Annotated in this window: 14 protein-coding genes and 1 pseudogene; 9 read left to right on the top strand and 6 right to left on the bottom strand. The window is 67.0% G+C overall.

Going from position 1 to position 18,561, the window contains the following annotated elements; all coding sequences use genetic code 11:
- Nucleotides 1-7 precede the first annotated feature (7 nt).
- From andAb to A6A40_RS16005, 8 genes are all read left to right on the top strand, one after another.
- Complete coding sequence (gene andAb / locus A6A40_RS16040) at nt 8-322, top strand: anthranilate 1,2-dioxygenase ferredoxin subunit AndAb (RefSeq protein WP_108546919.1); 315 nt, start codon at nt 8-10, stop codon at nt 320-322.
- A gap of 20 nt (nt 323-342) precedes the next feature.
- Nucleotides 343-1,596, top strand: coding sequence for an NAD(P)/FAD-dependent oxidoreductase (locus A6A40_RS16035; protein ID WP_167562488.1), 1,254 nt, complete (start codon nt 343-345; stop codon nt 1,594-1,596).
- Nucleotides 1,597-1,756: 160 nt separating this feature from the next.
- Nucleotides 1,757-2,953 carry an ABC transporter substrate-binding protein gene (locus tag A6A40_RS16030; RefSeq protein WP_108547259.1) on the top strand — a complete coding sequence of 399 codons (1,197 nt, stop codon included), beginning with the start codon at nt 1,757-1,759 and terminating at the stop codon, nt 2,951-2,953.
- Nucleotides 2,954-2,986: 33 nt separating this feature from the next.
- A complete protein-coding gene (locus A6A40_RS16025; RefSeq protein ID WP_108546917.1) occupies nt 2,987-3,919 on the top strand; it encodes a branched-chain amino acid ABC transporter permease in 933 nt (310 codons plus the stop codon).
- On the top strand, nt 3,916-4,893 hold the full coding sequence (locus A6A40_RS16020; protein WP_108546916.1) for a branched-chain amino acid ABC transporter permease: 978 nt from the start codon (nt 3,916-3,918) through the stop codon (nt 4,891-4,893). Before A6A40_RS16025 ends, A6A40_RS16020 begins: the two co-directional genes overlap by 4 nt.
- The gene (locus A6A40_RS16015; protein WP_108546915.1) at nt 4,886-5,641 is read left to right on the top strand and encodes an ABC transporter ATP-binding protein; all 756 of its coding nucleotides are present in this window, start codon (nt 4,886-4,888) and stop codon (nt 5,639-5,641) included. Before A6A40_RS16020 ends, A6A40_RS16015 begins: the two co-directional genes overlap by 8 nt.
- Complete coding sequence (locus A6A40_RS16010; protein ID WP_108546914.1) at nt 5,641-6,342, top strand: ABC transporter ATP-binding protein; 702 nt, start codon at nt 5,641-5,643, stop codon at nt 6,340-6,342. The genes A6A40_RS16015 and A6A40_RS16010 overlap by 1 nt, the downstream gene beginning before the upstream one ends.
- 199 nt (nt 6,343-6,541) lie before the next feature.
- On the top strand, nt 6,542-7,486 hold the full coding sequence (locus tag A6A40_RS16005) for an alpha/beta hydrolase (RefSeq protein ID WP_236783835.1): 945 nt from the start codon (nt 6,542-6,544) through the stop codon (nt 7,484-7,486).
- A gap of 13 nt (nt 7,487-7,499) precedes the next feature.
- Here the strand turns inward: A6A40_RS16005 and A6A40_RS16000 are convergent, their stop codons facing one another.
- The 4 genes from A6A40_RS16000 to A6A40_RS15985 form a co-directional block, all read right to left on the bottom strand.
- Complete coding sequence (locus A6A40_RS16000) at nt 7,500-8,510, bottom strand: AraC family transcriptional regulator (protein WP_108546913.1); 1,011 nt, start codon at nt 8,508-8,510, stop codon at nt 7,500-7,502.
- A 549-nt stretch (nt 8,511-9,059) separates the two neighbouring features.
- Nucleotides 9,060-10,481: an alginate export family protein gene (locus tag A6A40_RS15995; RefSeq protein WP_108546912.1), complete on the bottom strand. Its 1,422-nt coding sequence runs from the start codon at nt 10,479-10,481 to the stop codon at nt 9,060-9,062.
- 240 nt (nt 10,482-10,721) lie between these two features.
- Nucleotides 10,722-11,849, bottom strand: coding sequence for an MFS transporter (locus tag A6A40_RS15990; protein WP_108546911.1), 1,128 nt, complete (start codon nt 11,847-11,849; stop codon nt 10,722-10,724).
- Between the two features lie 289 nt (nt 11,850-12,138).
- The gene (locus tag A6A40_RS15985) at nt 12,139-13,626 is read right to left on the bottom strand and encodes a carboxylesterase/lipase family protein (RefSeq protein WP_108546910.1); all 1,488 of its coding nucleotides are present in this window, start codon (nt 13,624-13,626) and stop codon (nt 12,139-12,141) included.
- 105 nt (nt 13,627-13,731) lie between these two features.
- On the opposite strand from A6A40_RS15985, the gene A6A40_RS15980 reads away from it, so the two are divergent.
- Nucleotides 13,732-14,658 carry a LysR substrate-binding domain-containing protein gene (locus tag A6A40_RS15980; RefSeq protein ID WP_108546909.1) on the top strand — a complete coding sequence of 309 codons (927 nt, stop codon included), beginning with the start codon at nt 13,732-13,734 and terminating at the stop codon, nt 14,656-14,658.
- A 271-nt stretch (nt 14,659-14,929) separates the two neighbouring features.
- Here A6A40_RS15980 and A6A40_RS15975 read toward each other — a convergent pair.
- Nucleotides 14,930-15,292: pseudogene (locus A6A40_RS15975) on the bottom strand (transposase); the annotation flags it as partial.
- A 198-nt stretch (nt 15,293-15,490) separates the two neighbouring features.
- Nucleotides 15,491-18,559 carry an efflux RND transporter permease subunit gene (locus A6A40_RS15970; protein WP_108546908.1) on the bottom strand — a complete coding sequence of 1,023 codons (3,069 nt, stop codon included), beginning with the start codon at nt 18,557-18,559 and terminating at the stop codon, nt 15,491-15,493.
- Nucleotides 18,560-18,561: the final 2 nt, after the last annotated feature.

Here is an 18,561-nt window from a genome sequence, read left to right as displayed (position 1 = left end):
AACGAGCATGACCGAATGGCACGACGCTGCCGCCACCGACGCGTTGGGCGACGACGAGGTGATGGCGCTCAGCATCGCCGGCGTGCCGGTCGCCCTGTTCCGGCAGGAGGGCGCCTTCTTCGCCCTGCACGATCTCTGCTCTCACGGGGCGGCCCGGCTGTCCGACGGCTTCGTCGAGAATGGTTGTGTCGAATGCCCGCTGCATCAGGGGCTGATCGACATCCGCAGCGGTGCCCCCTGCTCCGCCCCGATCACCGAACCGGTGCGCAGCTATCCCGTGCGGGTGGTCGGCGGCCGGGTCGAGATCGCACTGGACCGCTGACGGAGGCCCCCGTGACCGCGATGCCCGAAAGCGAAACGACCTGTGTTGTGGTCGGCGGCGGTCAGGCCGCGGCCTGGATCGCCAGAACCCTGCGGACCGAGGGGTTCGCCGGACGCCTGGTGCTGATCGGCGAGGAGCGGCACTGGCCCTACGAGCGGCCGGCCCTGTCGAAGGAGTTCCTTCAGGGGACCGGCAGCGCCGAGGCGATCACGCTGCTGACTCCGACGCTGGCCGGGGAGGCCCGCATCGAATGCTGGCTCGGCCAGCGCGTGGTGACGGTGGACCGGGAGGCGCGGATCGTCACCACCGCCGACGGCAGGAGCGTCGCGTACGACACCCTGTTCCTGGCGACCGGCGGGCGGGCGCGGCGGATTGCCGGGCTGGAGACCCTGCCGGCCGACCGGATCCACACCCTGCGTACGCTGGCGGACTCCGAACGTCTGCGCAGCGCGTTGAGCGGCGCGAAACGCCTGCTGGTGCTTGGCGGCGGCTGGATCGGGCTGGAGGTGGCAGCGACGGCCCGCGCGCTGGGGGTCGGGGTGACGGTGGTGGAGGCGGCTCCCCGGCTGTGCGCCCGAACCATGCCCCCCGTCGTGTCCGACTGGCTGCACGCCCTGCATGCAAGCCATGGTGTGCGCATGGTCACCGGTGCCGGTATCGCCGGCGTCACCGGCATGGCCGATGGAGTCGCCGTCACGCTGGCCGACGGTGACCGGCTGGAGGCCGACCATCTGCTGCTCGGCATCGGCATCGAGCCGGAGGTCGGGCTGGCCGCGGCGATGGGGCTGGCGCTCGACGACGGCATCGTCGTCGACGCCCAGGGGCGGACCTCCGACCCGCGCATCTTCGCCGCGGGCGACGTCGCCCGCCACCCGAACGCCTTCGCCGGGGAGTCGCTGCGGCTGGAATCCTGGGCGAACGCCCAGAATCAGGCCATCGTCGCCGCCAGGGCGGCCCTGGGCGGGACCGGCGTCTATGCCGACATCCCGTGGTTCTGGTCCGATCAGTATGGCGTGAACGTGCAGATGCTGGGATTGCCGGGCCTCGGCACCCGCGCGGTCGCCCGCGGCAAGCCGGAGGCCGGCAGCGGTTGCTGGCTGATGCTGGACCAAGCCGGGATCGTCACCGGCGCAGTGGCCGTCAACGCCGCCCGCGATCTGCGTGTGCTGCGCAAGATGCTGGAGGACGGCCGCGCCCCGCTGCCGGATGGCTGGGCCGACACGGCGACGCCGGTCCAGCGGCTGCCGAACCGCGCGAACGTCACGACGGAATGACGCCGATCCGCGGACCCGGAATCGAGTTTCGAAGAAACGGGTTCCGGGTCTGGACAGTTCGACGCCCGCCACAGACAACCGGTGCACCGCAGAGACACGGATGCCAAAAGCCGGATTGCGGGCGTATGCTCCCAACACTTCAAGAACAGGGAAAATCATGATGAACCGTCGCAGCTTTCTCACCACGACCGCAGCAACCGCAACCCTCGCCGCCACCGGGGGATTCGCATTCGCGCCCTCCATCGCGCGGGCGCAGAACCAAGCGGTGAAGGTCGCCTTCGTCGGCACGCTGTCCGGGCCGGGGGCAACGCTGGGCACCCATCTGCGCGACGGCTGGCTGGCCGGGGTGACGCGCCTGAACAACCAGCTGGGTGGCCGGGCGGTCGAGACCCTGGTGATCGACGACGAGTTGAAGCCCGACGTGGCGGTGTCCAAGGTCCGCGCCGCGCTGGAGCGCGACAAGGTCGATTTCGTCGTCGGCGTCGTGTTCAGCAACATGCTGCAGGCCATCGTCCGCCCGGTGACGGAGAGCAACACCTTCCTGATCACCGCCAACGCCGGCCCTTCCACCCTCGCCGGCAAGGGATGCAGCCCCTTCCTGTTCAGCAGCGCCTATCAGAACGACCAGCCGCATGCGACGATGGGGCAGGCGGCGCAGGATATGGGCTACAAGCGCGTGTTCATCCTGGTGCCGAACTATCAGGCCGGCAAGGACGCGGTGGCTGGATTCCGCAGCCGCTACAAGGGCGAGGTGGTGGACGAGATCTATGTGCCGCTGAGCCAGCTCGACTTCTCGACCGAAGTCACCAAGATCGCCGCCGCCAAGCCGGACGCCGTCTTCACCTTCATGCCCGGCGCGCTCGGCGTCAATCTGGTGCGGCAGTACCGGCAGGCCGGTCTGGCCAACATCCCCTTCCTGTCCACCTTCACCGTCGATGAATCGACCCTGCCGGCGCAGGGCGACGCGGCGCTCGACTTCTACACCGCCGCCACCTGGGCGCCCAACTTCGACAACCCGCAGAGCCGCCGCTTCGTGCAGGAGTTCGAGGCCGCCTACGGCTATGTCCCGTCCAACTTCGCCGCCCACGCCTATGACGCCGCCCATATGCTGGACGCGGCGATCCGCCGGGCCAACGGCGACGTCGCCAACAAGGCGGCTCTGCGCACGGCGCTGGAGGCCGGCGATTTCCCGTCGGTGCGCGGCGCGCTGCGCCTGGGTCCCAACCATTTCCCGATCCAGGATTTCTGGCTGTGCAAGGTGGCCAAGCGCCCCGACGGCAAGTTCCAGACGGAAACCGTGCGCAAGGTGCTGACCGCCGACGCCGACAGCTATGCCGCCTCCTGCAAGATGGGCTGACGGGCGGGACGGGCTGACGGAGGGGCTTTCGCGATGTCCATGCTTCTGGTGCAGGCGTTGAACGGCCTGCAATTCGGGGTGCTGTTGTTCCTGGTGGCAGCCGGACTCAGTCTGGTGTTCGGCGTCATGGATCTGATCAATCTGGCCCATGGCGTCCAGTACATGCTGGGCGCCTATGTCGCCGCCACGCTGGGGGTGTGGACCGGCAGCTTCTGGCTGGGGGCGCTGCTGTCGCTGCCGGTGGCGCTGCTGGTCGGGCTGGCTTTGGAATGGCTGGTGTTCCGCCATCTCTACCGCCGCGACCATCTGAGCCAGGTGCTCGCCACCTTCGGGGTGATCCTGACGGTGGATGAGGCGACGCGGGCACTGTGGGGCAGCGCCCCGCAGACCGTGCTGGAGCCGTCGGGGCTGACCGGCGGCCCGATGGGCGGGGTGGAGATCGTCGCCGGGCTGATCTATCCGACCTACCGGCTGGTCATCATCGGCATCGGCATCGTGGTTCCGCTGCTGTTGTGGTTCCTGGTGGAGCGGACGCGGGCCGGCATGCTGGTGCGGGCGGGGGCGACCCATCCCGCCATGGTGTCGGCGCTTGGGGTGGACATCCGCCGCCTGTTCACCGTCGTGTTCGCCTTCGGCGCGATGCTGGCGGGCTTCGCCGGGGCGCTGGCCAGTCCGATCTTTCCGGTGGCGCCGGGCATGGGCGACACAGTGCTGATCCTGTGCTTCGTCGTGATTGTCATCGGCGGCGTCGGTTCGATCCGCGGTGCTTTCATCGCCGCCCTGCTGGTCGGGCTGCTCGACAGCGTCGGGCGGGCGATGCTGCCGGACCTGCTGCGGCTGGTTCTCGACCCGTCGTCGGCCCGGCAGACCGGGGCGGCGCTGGCCTCCATGCTGGTCTACATCGTCATGGCCGCCATCCTGTTCTTCCGGCCGGCCGGGCTGTTTCCGGGAGGGCGCGCGGCATGACGGCACCACTTCGCAAACACGCGCTGGCGCTGGTCACGCTGCTGGCGCTGGCGGCGGCCCCCTTCCTGGGCTTCGGCGACGGCTTCGCGCTCGGCCTGCTGGCCCGCGCGATGATCCTGGGCATGGCGGCGGTCAGCCTGTCGCTGCTGGTCGGCGGCGCCGGGCTGGTCAGCCTGGGCCACGCCGCGACGATGGGGATCGGCGCCTACGCGGTGGTCGCCTTCGATGCCGCCGGGGTCAGCGAGGGGCTGATCGTCTTTCCCGCCGCCATCGCCGCTGCCGCCGCCTACGCGCTCGTGACGGGAGCGGTGTCGCTGCGCACCAGCGGCGTGCATTTCATCATGATCACGCTGGCGTTCGGCCAGATGGCCTTCTTCACCACCTCCTCCTTCTCCAGCCTGGGCGGCGATGACGGTTATACGCTGTATGCCCGCACCGAATGGCTGGGGATGCGGATCATGGACAACCGGCTGGCCTTCCATTTCCTCTGCCTGGGCCTGCTGGCCCTGGTGTGGGTGGGGGGAACCCTGCTGCTGGGCAGCCGGTTCGGCCGGGTGCTGCGGGCGGCACGGGAGAATCCACAGCGGGCGCTGGCGGTGGGGTTCCAGCCCTACCCCTACCGTCTGGTCGCCTATGTGATGGCGGGGGCGGTCGGCGGTCTGGCCGGCGCCCTGCTGGCCAACGCGTCGGAGTTCGTGTCGCCCGCCCTGCTGTCCTGGACACGGTCCGGCGAGCTGCTGTTCATGGTCATCCTGGGCGGCGTCGGCCAGATCGGCGGGGCGATCCTGGGGGCGCTGGCCATCGTGCTGCTGGAGGAATCGCTGTCGCACCTGCTGGTCTATTGGCGGCTGGTGTTCGGGCCGCTGCTGGTGCTGTCGGTGCTGTTCCTGCCGGACGGGCTGATCGGCGCTCCGCCACGCCTGCGTGCCGCCTTCCGGTTCGCCTCGCCCAAACGGAGGAATGCCGATGCCTGATCCGTTGCTGGAGCTGCGCGGCCTGAGCAAGAATTTCGGCGCGCTAACCGTGACCTCCGACGTGTCGCTGACCGTCCTGCCGGGCGAGATCCATGCGGTCATCGGCCCGAACGGTGCGGGCAAGACCACCCTCATCCACCAGATCAGCGGCACCCTGCGCCCGGACCGCGGGACGATCCGCTTCGCCGGGCGGGATGTGACCGCCCTGCCGTTCGAGCGCCGCGCCCGGCTGGGGCTGGCCCGCAGCTTCCAGATCACCAGCGTCGTGCCGGGATTCACCGCGCTGGAGAATGTGGCGCTGGCGGTGCAGGCGCGCAGCGGTTCCTCCTTCCGCTTCCTGCGCCCGGTCGCCGGCGAAGCCGCGCTGAACGAGGAGGCTCGGGCGGCGCTGGACACCGTCGGGCTGGGGCGGGTCGCCGACCGCAGCGCCGCCGCCCTGTCGCATGGCGAGAAGCGCCAGCTCGAACTCGCCATCGCCATCGCGATGAACCCTCGCCTGCTGCTGCTCGACGAGCCGCTGGCCGGGGCCGGGCCGGAGGAGACCGAACGGCTGATCGGCATCCTGCGCGACCTGCGCAGCCGCTACGGCATCCTGCTGGTCGAGCACGACATGCAGGCGGTGTTCGCCCTGGCCGACCGCATTTCCGTCCTGGTCTATGGCCGGATCATCGTCACCGGCACGGTGGACGAGATCCGCGGCCATCCGGAAGTCCGCACGGCCTATCTTGGAGAGGACGCGTTGGCGTGATGCTGAAGATCGACAATCTCACGGCGGGCTACGGCCAGAGCCAGGTGCTGTTCGACGTGTCGCTCTCCATCGAGGCCGGGCAGGTGCTGGCGCTGATGGGCCGCAACGGCATGGGCAAGACAACGACCATCTCCGCCGTCATGGGGCTGGTTCCGCGCTGGGGCGGCGGGATCAGCTTCGACGGACAGGGCATCGACCGCATGCCGCCGCACCGGGTGGCGCGGCTCGGCGTCGGGCTGGTGCCGGAAGGCCGCCAGATCTTCCCGACCCTGACGGTCGAGGAGAACCTCGTCGCCACCGCCGCAACCCGCGACGGTGAGCCGGCGCGCTGGACGCTCCAAGCGGTGTGGGAGCTGTTCCCCCGCCTGCGCGAACGCCGCCGCAACCTGGGCAACCGCCTGTCCGGCGGCGAGCAGCAGATGCTGGCGATCGGCCGGGCGTTGATGACCAACCCGCGCCTGCTGATCCTGGACGAGGCCACCGAAGGACTCGCCCCGGTAATCCGCGCCGAGATCTGGGCGGTGCTGGAAACGCTGAAGCGCGAGGGCCAGTCCATCCTTCTGGTGGACAAGAACCTGTCGGCGGTGCTGCGCCTCGCCGACGCCTGCGCGGTGATCGAGAAGGGCCGCACGGTGTGGAGCGGCACCAGCGCGGAGTTGGGCCGCGCAACAGACATTCACGAAACCTACCTGCACATCTGATACCTGCGGCTTTCGATCCTGACCTGTCGGGATCGAGAGCTTCATCGGCACGGGCCGCCCAAGGGCCGGCCAAGGGCGGTTGCGGGGTCCTCCCCAGACGGGTGCCTGCGGAGGCAAGCGGCCGGATGGCCACGCCCGCCGCCCGAGAGAATGAGACGCTCCTACTTCCCTTCCCGCGACTTCGCACAGAGGATTCAACATGAACAGACGCGGCTTTCTGAGAGCCGGCGCCACGACGCTGGCTGTCGGCGCCCTGCCGGTCACGGCCTGGGCCGCCGACGCCCCCACCGTCTTTCTCGATTACACGCAGGAGCAGCTGGACGCCGCCTATACCCAGACCGTCTGGGCGCCCAATGCCAAGGAGGTGATCGACGGCTACGAGACCGGCAGCGCCGCCGTCCGGCGCGCGCATCCGCCGGAAACCTTCAGCTATGGCGACCGCCCGTCTGAAACGCTGGACGTCTTCGCCCCGGCGAACGCCGACCGGCTGCCAGTGATGGTGTTCATCCATGGCGGCGCCTGGCGTGCCCTGTCCAAGCTGTCGGTTTCGGCCCCGGCGATGACCTTCGTCGGCAACGGCGCGATCTATGTCGCCATCGATTTCGACAATCTGCCGATCAACACCCTGCCCGGCATGGCCGATCAATGCCGCCGCGCATTGCTTTGGGTGTGGCGCAACGCGGCACGGTTCGGCGGCGACCCGGACCGCATCCATGTCGCCGGCCATTCCTCTGGCGGGCATCTGGCCGCCGTGATGCTGACGACGGACTGGGCGGCGTTCGGCGCCCCGCCGACGCTGTTGAAGGGCGGGATGGTGCTGAGCGGCATGTGCGACCTTTACCCGGTCCTGCTGTCGGTCCGCAGCTCCTACGTCAAGGTGAGCGGGCGCGAACGCGACGATCTCAGCCCGATCAGGGCGATGGACCGCGTCGCCTGCCCGGTCGTCGTCGCCTGGGGCGAGAAGGAAAGCCCCGAATTCAAACGCCAGTCGATCCAGTTCGCCGACGCACTGGATGCGTCCGGCCACCTCGCCGGGCGCTTCCTTCTGGAGGGCCGTAACCATTTCGAGGTGCCGAATCTGCTGAACGACCCGAACTCTTCCCTGTCGAAGGCGGCGCTCCGGCTGATGTCCGGCAAGGGCTGACGGGCGCCCGCCGTCAGGCACAGCCCCGGCGCAGGGTGTCGGACGGCCGCTCGCCGAAACGCTCGGCATAGTCCTGGGCGAAGCGGCTCAGATGGGTGAAGCCGGCATTCAGCGCGATCACCGTCACGCTGGCGTCCTCGCCTCCTCCGCTGCGCAGCTGCGCATGGACATCGTCCAGGCGCAGGTTGCGCAGATAGCGCAGCGGACTGACGCCTTCGAAGCGCTTGAAGGCGTCGTGCAGCGTGCGTTCCGGCACGCCGGCCGCTTGGGCGATGTCGGCCAGCGTGATCGCGGCGGTGGAATTTTCCCGCAGATAGGCGATGGCGCGATGAACCGAGACCGGCCGCGGTCCTTGCGGCCGGTCGTCGGTCTCCGCACAGTCCTGACCGGCAAGCAGCAATCGCAGGAACAGCTGTTCATATTCGGCAGCGACCACCGGATCGTTGCGGATCAGCCGCACGGTGGCCGGGTCGCCGATCACGCCGCGCAGCGCCACCAGCAGCGGCGTCAGCCGGGGGCTGCGCAGATCCAGCCTTGCCGCCAGCCGCACCGGCCGCGGCCCGTTGAAGGCAGCCAGACGGGTGCGCGCGATCTTGAGCACCAGCTGCTCGCAATCGGGCGAAAATTGCCCAGCGATTGGGCTTCCCGGTGAACAGAGCACGCCGTTGAAACGGTCCACGGTGAAGGTATCGCGCTCAATGCGGATTTCGGCACCCCCGCTGACGCAGAGAATGGCAAGATAGTAATCATCCAGCGGCGGCACCGCGATGGATGCTTGGCCGAACTTGATCGTGCCGATCCCCATGCCCTTCATCGCCATGAAATCCATGTGCGAGGTCTGGTGGCCCTGCGGTCGGCCACAGGCCATCAGGCTGTGCGGCTGCATCACCTTGGAAATCCGTTCGCGGGCGTCGTCCAGATCCGACGTTTCGAAGATGCGGCACAGCCGAAGCGCAGAGGCATTGAAGGACGGCGCATTGAAGGACGATGGGGCGGCAGGCATGTCGGCGGCAATCATGTCCATGGCGGCGCATCCTTCTGGCTTTGGACAATCTTCGTAACGATACGGACCCCAAGCAAATCCCATACCGGCTGTCCCCCTATCGGATGCCGGCGTCTTAAACGAGGACGCCCCCGCCAGGACAGGCGGGGGTCGTTCCTCGACCGGATGGAAGTCGAAGGCGAAATCGTCGTCGATCGGCGGATCGACCTTGATGTCGATCTGCATCGTCGGCTTGCGAGAACCGGGGGCGCTGACGAAGACGTGGATGTGGGCGGAACGGGTGCCGGGTGGCCGTGTCCTGCAACGCGGTTTCGGTCCGCTCGATTCCCGTCACGCGAACATCCCCAAATCGGTGCGCCCAGATGGGTGGGCTCGTGCAGTTTGAGAGTTTTTATTGCTGATTATCGTTTGAAACGATGGTCGGGATCCAAAACCGATTGAGTCCTGTTTCCATACCCAGGAGGTATGCGCAGGGCGGTGGGGGGGCCGGTCTCGCATCGGTCGACCCAACGATCTACGGCGGAGAGTCCGCCCGCCGGGCCGACCGAAGGCGATCGGGGATGGCGGCGGCTAGAAATGGAGCAGCAGCCCGGCACGGGTGTAGTCGAAATTCTTTCCGCCTGCCTCCTTCAGGGCATCTCCCGCCTTGAAATGCGTATAGGCGGCATTGACCGTGACAAAGTGGTTCACGTTCCAAAGTGCCGCGAACTCGGCCGTCGCCCCGACATAGCTGCTGGAGGACGCCGACCCTCTGGCCACCAGCACGGTGGGCACCGTATAGACGCCGTCTCCCTTGGATTGGCGCCACATCGCATTGACACCGGCCGAGATCGACAGCCCGTCCAGCGGCCTGACCGTGACCTTCGGATAGACGCTGATCAGGTTCATCGGAACGAAGCTGTTCGATTCCGAAAGCAGCGGGGACAGTGAGAACATCGGGTTGAAGGTGTTGAGCGTCCGCTTCGCCGGATCCCGGTCGCCCGATGCCGCGATTGCCGTGACCGACAGCCGCGGAGCCATGGGTGTACCGGAGAAGCTGTAGCCGCCGGACAGCATCGATCCCCAGGCGCTGATGGTTCCGCTGCCGAAGGAGCCGAACTGATAGGCGAAGTCGCCACTGTAATCCCAGGGACCTGACCGGCCCCACAGGCGGGTACCCACGGTGCGCCGCTCCTCGTCGGCGGTTCCCTGGTTGAAGCGGTTGCCCTTGCGGTCGTATCCGAAGAAATAACCGTCGACATTCAGGCCGGGCAGCACCGATTTGACCGTCGTATACAGGCCGTAATGGTCTAGATCGAGATTTGGCGCATCCTCGAACGCGTAGGTGGATTGGCGGAGCGGATGGCCATAGAAAGCCCTGCCTTCGACATTGCCGTATTTGAACAGGACATGGGCGGCGTCGAAGGCGTTGCGGATGTTGGCGCCCTCTGCCAGGCTCTGGAACAGGCCCGATCCCAGGAAGAACTCCTGCCGCCCAATGCGCGCCGTCACCGTTCCGCCGCCGACCGCAACCGGCAGGTCGATGAACCCCTGCTGAAGATCGAGGTTGCTTTCGTCGTTCGGGGTAAAGGGCCCCTTCTTGCCCGCGATCTCCTCACGGCCAAACTCGATATAGGCCCGCGGCCCGAAGCCGCTCTTGATGTCGACGTGGAACAGGGCGCGGGTCGCCAGCCATTCGTTGCGGCCGAGATTGCGCATCCCGAAGTTCGGCGGTGTGTAGTTCTCGTATTGGGTGCGGAGATCGCCACCGAAACTGATATAGCCGCTGTCGGAAATCGGTATGTATTTGAGCTTGTCGATGAACAGTTCGCGGTTCTTCGGATCGGCGTACCAGGACAGGTCGTCTTCATAGCGAATGAACTGGATCGGGGCCGGGCCCTTCGGGGCGGCGGCGGGATCCGCGGCAAAGGCTGCCTTGCCACAGAAGAGAAGGCTGGAAGACAACAGAAGCAATGTGAAAAACTTGGAACGGCTCTCGTTCTTTCTGGTCATGTCTCTGATTTCCCTGTTCAGGATAGGAAGATTTTTCTTTGACGAATGAATTTTTCATTCGCTGGGCTCCGGGTATTTTTTGAGGACCCCCGGTACTTCCCGGACAAAAGGCAAGGTGGAGCCGTGCGCCGCCCGGCTTGCGCCATTGCGTCGATCACGAAAAATCGCGACTGCGATGGAGGTTTCGGAGGCGGTATCCTGCCCGCCGCCCCTTTGATGGGACAGCGGCGGCGGACAGGATCAGGCCCTCCGGCGCTCCCGTCCCGCCAGCACGACCAGGACAAGGAAGGCGCAGAAGACGGGCACCGTGGCGGCCAGGATGATCTGCTGCGGGGCCAGTTGAAGGGAAAGCGCCGCTCCGCCGACCGCCGGACCGAGGATCGAGCCGATCCGTCCGACCGCCGCCGCCCAGCCGATTCCGGCCGCCCGCAGACGGTCGGGATAGAAGGCGACCGCCAGGGCGCTCTGGCCGACGCAACACGGGATCGAGCCGGCACCGATGCCGAAGACGAGCGGCATCATCAGATCGAGCGGTGCGTGCAACAGCCCGAAGGCAGCCATGCTGACGAGACCGACGATCGTCGCAACCATCAGCGTAAGCGGTGCACCGAGCCGGGAGATCAGCAGGGTCAATGCGATGTTGCCGACCAACCCACCCATCGAGAAGACTGCGGTGCTGGTGGGCGCCAGTTCGCTGGGCATCCCCATGCCGCTCAGCAGCGACGGGATCCAGTACAGCAGGGCGTAGGCGTCGATGAAGACGAGGAAGGAGAACAGCCACAGCAGGATGGTCCGGGCGGCCAATCCGTGGCGGAACAGTTCGCGGACCAGCTTGCCGCCCTCGCCTTTGGGGGTGGATTCGGCATTCCTGAGGACCAGCAGAATGGCGGGCACCAGCAACAGGGGAAGGAGCCCGCCGACGATGAAGATCGCGGTCCATCCGAAATGCGCCATCAACGGAGCGCCGAGAACGCCCCCGACGACACCGCCGGCCGATAGGCCGGTGGCCACCAGGATGGCCGCCGTGCCGCGGTGACGCTCCGGCATGACGCCGGCCGCCGTGGCAACCGCCACCGGCAGCGCCCCGCCCAGTCCGATGGAAGTGACGAAGCGTAGCAGGCTCATCGTGAATACGTCGGTGGCGGTGATGGTGGCCAGCGTGCCCAGCGAGAACAGCAGCACGCTTGTCGCCGCCACCACCCGCTGTCCCCAGCGCGCGACCAGCGCACCGCAGGCGATATAGCCGAGAACGGCCCCGGCGCTGGTGGCAAGGAACACCGGCGCCATCTGGGCCGGTGCGATTCCCCATTCACGGGCCAGAACGGGAGCAGTAAAGGTGATCGCGTTGATGTCGAAACCATCGAACATCGCAATCAGGAAACAGGTGATTACAATAGTATATAGGCTTCTCGTCCTGCCGGACGAAATTGCGTCATTCCCTTCCGCAAATTGGCTGGAAGTCATCTCGTAAGCCTCCTGTTCTGTTCGGAACCCCGTCGATCCGACAAGGACACGCGAGGCCCTTTGATTTTGTTTGGTACTGCTTCTTTGTGCTTGGTTTTTTATCGTGCAAAGGGCGGGGAGGCCGCTCAAACCTCCCGGCAGCCGGGGCATTCGTTCGGGACGGGGAGCGGATGGAACCGCTCCCGGCGATGTGCTAACCGATCAGCCCGGCGGCGTAGATCCGCCGGTCGACATGCAGAACCGCGCGGCCCCGATCATGCGACGGCCAGGCCGGCGTGTCCGGGCCGTTGGGATCCCCCTGCGCCGCGAAGCGCAGAAGAGCACCCTGGAACAGCCGGCAGAGGTCCTCCAGTTCCGCCCGGTTCGCACCGTGCAGCATCGGGGCGGCCTCCTGCCAGACGGCAAGATTCCCGAACAGGAAGGGCAGGTCCAGGCAATGGCAGGCGCCGAGCGCCGCATTGGGCGATTGCCAGTCGAAGCGGTAGACGAAGGTGCGGGCGCCCGTCGGGGCGCAATGGCGAAGTTGGGCTTCGGCGAAATCCATGTTCGGTTGGATGAAGGTATCGTCGCTGCGCAAGTCGCTGAGCAGCGTCTGCGGCGTCGTCGGCACGCGTCCCGTCCGCGCCGCCGACACCACCGCGCCCGCCCGGTCGCCATACAGGCCGGCGATCGCCGCCAGCAGTTGCTCCTCGGTCAGGCCGGCCAGCATCGGGTTGCCGGCATGGAAGGCGGCGTATTCCTCACGGGTCACGCCAACGACGGTGCTGCACCATCCGGCGCTGCCATCCCGGAGCGACGCCAGGGGATCGCGGGGAATCAGCACGCCGTCATAGGCAGGCATGAAGGGCGGTGTGATGTCGCCCGGAGTCGTCGGCGGGCGCCGCAGCAGCTTGCCCTGGGCCTCGATCAGGGTATCGATGGGAATGTCGCGCAACGCCGCGGTCTGGCCCGGCTCCAGCCCGAGCAGTTCGAGCAGGCCCTGGACGATGGGCTTGCACTCCTCCGGTGTCCGCAGCTTGATTCCGGTCGGCGCGCTCATCAGGATCGCCTGGTTGAACAGTGAACGTCCAACAGGCAAGCCCAGCAGGCTGGCGATGCTGTAGGCGCCCGCCGACTGGCCGGCGACGGTGATGCGGTCCGGGTCGCCGCCGAACGCGCCGATCGCCTGCCGGATCCAGCGAAGGGCGGTGATCTGGTCATGCAGCCCCAGATTCGGCGCGGCCAGCCCTTCGATGGGCAGGAACCCCAGCGTGCCGAGACGGTAGGTTATGGTGACGACGACCAGGCCGCTGCGCTCGGCGATGAGCTGACCGTCGTAGCATGGCAGCGATCCACCGCCGGTCATGAAGCCGCCGCCATGGATGAAGACCAGGACCGGTGCCTTGTCGTCGAGCGACCGCGGCGTCCAAATGTCGAGATGCAAGCAGTCTTCGTTCTGGGCCGCCGGGTAGGCGCCCATGACGTCGTCGAGACGGGACGGCAGCTGCGGCGGAATCGGGCCGGGCGCTGTGGCCGGGCGGATGCCCGTCCAACTGATCGGCTCGCCCGGCAATGCGAAGCGGCGGGCGCCCACAGGCGGCGCCGCATAGGGAACGCGCTTGAACGACGAAACGCCGCCGATTCGCTTGCCGGTCAGCCGGCCAAAGGGAGTCGTAGCCACGACATCTTCGATCGCGGTCATCTCGTTTCACCTGACGATGTTTGGATGATTTGAAAAGTATATCGTTTTGTTTACAGTTTGCTCGAGCTAATATTTGAGAACTAACGTCCCAAAAATGGAACGGACATGCACGGTCTGGACGACATGTATCTGTTCAAATGCGTGGTCGAAGCCGGCGGGCTTTCCCCGGCGGGAAGGCGCCTGGGCATGCCGAAATCGACGCTTGCCCGCCGCATCGGCGAGTTGGAGGAGCGGCTCGGCCTGAAATTGTTCCACCGTGGGACGCGGCAGTTCACGCTGACCAATTTCGGCGTCGAATGCTTCGATCACTGCAAGACCATCGCGTCGGAAGCGGACAAGCTGTTGGTTATGGCGGAACGGGCACGCCACAGCCCGACCGGTTTCCTGCATGTGGTCTGTCCACCCGTCCTCGGCTCCGTTCTGGTCGAAACGCTGGCGGCCGAGTTCCTGGCGACCGCGCCCGGCGTCCGTCTGCATCTGGAGGAATCCTTCGGGATCTTCGATCCGCGTGGGGTGCAGGCGGATCTGGTGATCTTTCCCTCCTTCACGCCTCTGCCCGATGCCGCCCTGGTCGCCCGGAAGATCCTGACCTCGCCGTATGTTCTGGTCGCCCATCGGGAGTTTGTTGCCGAAAACGGTCATCCCGGCGACCCTGCCGATCTGAAGAGCATGAGTTGTCTTGGACTTGGCAGCCGCTCGTCGGACTGGGTCTGGACATTGACGCGCGGCGACCGGACAACGGCGGTCCGCTTCGAACCGCGCTTCAGCACGACGCTTCCGACAGCGCTGCTGCAGGCCGTGCACCGGCGGCTCGGCATTGCCTCCCTGCCGGAGGCACTGTGCCTGAAGGACATCGGGACGGGCGATCTCGTCCGGGTCCTGGGGGACTGGTTTCCGCAGCCCGTGACCATCTATGCGATCTATCCGAACAATCGCACTCTGACGGTTGCGGCGCGTCAGTTCATCGATCTCCTCATGCTCCGTTCCCCCGATATTCTTTCTCCTTCCCCCTTGTCTGGCGCGAAGTCGTGAGGTGATGTGGTGGACGGCCCTTCCGGTGCAAGAGTGAAATCCGTAGTGACGGCCGATAGGATGCATCTATGTGTCCGGCCTGTTTTCGCAGCCGTGGCTGCTGGCCTTGATGAATTCCGCGGATCGAAGCCCAAATCACCTCAACGCGCTCGAAGGCGCTTGGTCCCCGTGAGTTTGATCGATCCCCGGCCCAGCCGGTTCGTCATCACGTCTCACCACCCTGGCACATCCACCCGCCGAGCAATCTCTCGCTTTGCCGGGTGAACAACGACTACGCGGCGACCGGCGCCTCGTAGGTTTTTCCGCGTGTCATCACCGCCCAGGCGATGCGGGCAGTTTTGTTGGCCAAGGCTACGGCGGCCAGCTTCGCCGGCTTGCGCTCCAACAGCTTCGTCGCCCAGCTTCGGCTAGCGTTGTCTTTGCGGGCCAACCGAATGACCGCTGTGGCGCCGACGACGAGCAGGCGCCGGAGGTAACCGTCGCCCTGCTTGCTGATGCCAACCTGCCGCTCCTTGCCGCCGCTGCTGTGCGCTTTCGGCGTCAGGCCAAGCCACGCGGCGAACTGGCGGCCGGATCGGAACAAGGTTCCGTCCGGCACAGCCGCCGCGATCGCACTGGCGGTGATCGGACTGAGATGGTCCCCGTTTCCCGGACAGCTTGGCGGCTGGAATAAGCTTGGTTCAGATTCGTATCACGCCGCCAATCTGATCTGGTCCCTTGTGCCCTCGTAGGCTGAACCGCCCCAGGTTTGCTGGAGGCCCAATTTTCTGAGTATCTGTTTGTAGAGTTCATGCGCTGACTTCCAAGGACTCGAGCCGCTGCAAACAAGTTCTCAGGTCGTCGTTGTTGCCCCCTGCGGCGCGAACCAGCTGGCCATCCACCGCGAGAAGTCGTCGACCAGAAGGAACAGGGCGGGGATGACCAGCAGGCTGAGCATGGTCGAGGTCAGCAGCCCGCCGATCACCACCACGGCCATCGGTTGGCGGAAGCTGGGGTCGGCGCCCAGCCCCAGCGCGATCGGCATCATGCCGGCGCCCATCGCGATGGTGGTCATCAGGATCGGGCGGGCCCGCTTGTGGCAGGCGTCGATCAGCGCATCCACCCGCCCCAGCCCGTGATCCCGCCGCGCCATCACCGCGTACTCCACCAGCAGGATCGAGTTCTTGGTGACGATGCCCATCAGCATCAGCAGCCCGATGACGGTCGGCATGGAGAAGCTCATCCCCGCCACCAGCAGCGCGAACAAGGCACCGCCCACCGACAGGGGCAGGGCAGCCAGGATGGTCGCCGGTTGGAGGAACTCGTGGAACAGCAGCACCAGCACCGAATAGATGCAGAATACGCCGACCGCCATCGCGGTGCCGAAGCCGCCGAACAGCTCGTTCATCCGCTCCAGTTCCCCCTGTTCGACGAGGTGGACCGAGGCAGGAAGCGCCTTCATCGACGGCAGTGCCTTGGCCTCCCGCATCACCTCGCCCAAGGCGCGGCCGGCCAACTCCACCGACAGGGTAACGTTGCGCGAGCGGTCGATGCGGTCAATCTGCGACGGACCGCTGCCGAAGCCGATTTCCGCAATCGAGGCGAGCGCCACCGTTCCGTTGGCGCCCTTCACCCGCAGCTGGTCCAGCGCCGACAGGTCGGTGCGCACCGCCGGGTCGAGCCGCACGCGAACGGCGATCTGGCGCTGGGGCAGGTTGAGCTTGGAGATGGAGGACGAATAGTCGCCGTAAGTCGCCATCCGCACCGCATCCGCCATGTCCTGCGACGTGACGCCCAGCGCCGCCGCACGGGCGAAGTCCGGCCGGATTTGAATCTCCGGCCGTTGGAGCGCCGCCCCGGAGGTGACGTTGCCGATGCCGGTCAGCCGGCGCAGATCGGCCTCCACCGCGTCGGCGGCCTGCTGCAAGGCGGTCGGGTCGTCGCTGGCCAGCGTGATCTGCAACTGCTCGCCGTTGTTGCCGCGCCCGACCTCGACCCGCGCGCCGGGAAGGCGCCGCAACAGGGTGCGCATCTCCGCCTCCACTGCCGCCTGACTACGGTGGCGTTCCGACCGTGGCGCCAGTTCCACCGTCAAGGATGCGGTGCGTGGGCTGGTCGTCGTGGTGGCGTCCATGCCGCCGCCCATTGTCGCCGTCCCGACCGCAGTGAACACCCCCGTCACCTCCGGCACGCCGCGCAGCAGCGCCTCCGCCTGCAAGGCGAGATTGGTGGTGTCGTCCAGCGCGGCGTCGGGCGGCAGGGTCAGTGTCACCTGGCTCTGCGCGTCGTCCTGCGCCGGCAGGAAGCCGGTGGGCAGCAGCGGGATGATCGTCAGCGACAGGGTGAAGAAGGCGACCGCCGCGAAGGCCGTCCACCAGGGATGGCGAAGGCAGGCCCGCACGGTGGCGAGATAGGTCAGCATCAGCCGGCCGTCGCGCTCTTCCGTGGGCTGCGCCTTCATGAACTGTGCTGCCATCATCGGGGTCAGCAGACGCGCCACCAGCAGCGACGCCAGCACCGCCACCGCCGCCGTCAAGCCGAACTGGCGGAAGATGCGACCCGGAATCCCGCTCATGAAGGCGGTCGGCAGGAACACCGCCACCAGGGTGAAGGTGGTGGCGATCACCGCCAGCCCGATCTCGTCGGCCGCCTCCATCGCGGCGTCGCGGGCGGATTTGCCCTGGCGCAGGTGGCGGGCGATGTTCTCCACCTCGACGATGGCGTCGTCGACCAGGATGCCGACCACCAGGGCCAGCGCCAGCAGCGAGACCGTGTTCAGGCTGAAGCCCAGCAGATGCATGGCGGCGAAGGCCGGCAGGATCGACAGCGGCAGGGCCACCGCCGCGATCAGCGTCGCCCGCCAGTCGCGCAGGAACCACCAGACCACCACCACCGCCAGCAAGGCGCCTTCCAGCAGCAGATGCATCGAGCCGCGGTAATTCTCCAGGATCGGGGTGACCGTGGTGCTGGCCTCGGTGATCGTCACCTCCGGGTGGGCGGCCGCGAAGCTGGATACCGCCTTGCGCGCCGCCTCGGCCACGCCGGCGTCGGAGAAGCCCTTGCTGCGGGTGACCTGGAAGGCGATCACCGGCTTGCCATCGAGGAAGGCGCGGGTGCTGCGGTCGGCATGGGCGTCGCTCACCCGCGCCACCTGATCGAGCCGGACATGTCGGCCGTCCGACAGCGGGACGGCGATGGCGGCCACCTCCTCCACCGTGCCGACGGCACCCAGCGTGCGCAACGACTGCCGTTTGCCGCCGATCTCGCCCTGGCCGCCGGAATTGTCGGCCTGCACCGATTTCAGCGCGGTCGACACGTCGGACGGGGTCACCCCCAGCCCGGCCATCAGCGCCGGATCGAGGTCGACATGGACCTCGCGGTCGATGCCGCCGATCCGGTTCACGCCGGCCACGCCCTTGGCCGACAGCACCGCCTTGGTCACGTCGTTGTCTATGAACCAGGACAGGTCCGTCTCGTCGAGCCGGTCGGAACGGACGCTGTAGGTCAGCAGCGCGCGGGTTTCCGCCGTCACCTTCGACACGCTGGGCGTGGTCATGCTCGCCGGCAGGTCGGCCTTGGCGCCGTCCACCGCGTTGCGCACCTCGTTCAGCGCCTCCTCGCCGTTCTTGTCGATGTCGAAGGTGACGCTGATGGACACGGCGCCGTCGGTGATGGTGGTGGTGATGTGCTCGATCCGGCTCAGCGAGGCCAGCTTGTCCTCGATCTTGCGGGCGACCTGCGTCTCCAACTGCGCCGGGGCGGCGCCTTCCAGCGATGCGCTGATGGTGACGGTGGGCAGATCCATGTCGGGGAACTGCTGGATGCCGAGCCGGTCGAAGCCGATCAGGCCGAGCAGGGTCAGCAACATGAACAGCAGCAGCGACGGAACCGGGTTGCGGATCGACCAGGTGGACAGATTCATGA

The sequence above is a fragment of the Azospirillum humicireducens genome, assembly GCF_001639105.2.
In the GTDB taxonomy this organism is placed as follows: Bacteria; Pseudomonadota; Alphaproteobacteria; order Azospirillales; family Azospirillaceae; genus Azospirillum; species Azospirillum humicireducens.
Note: the sequence above shows the minus strand (reverse complement) of the source record. Positions and strands in the feature narration are given on the sequence as shown.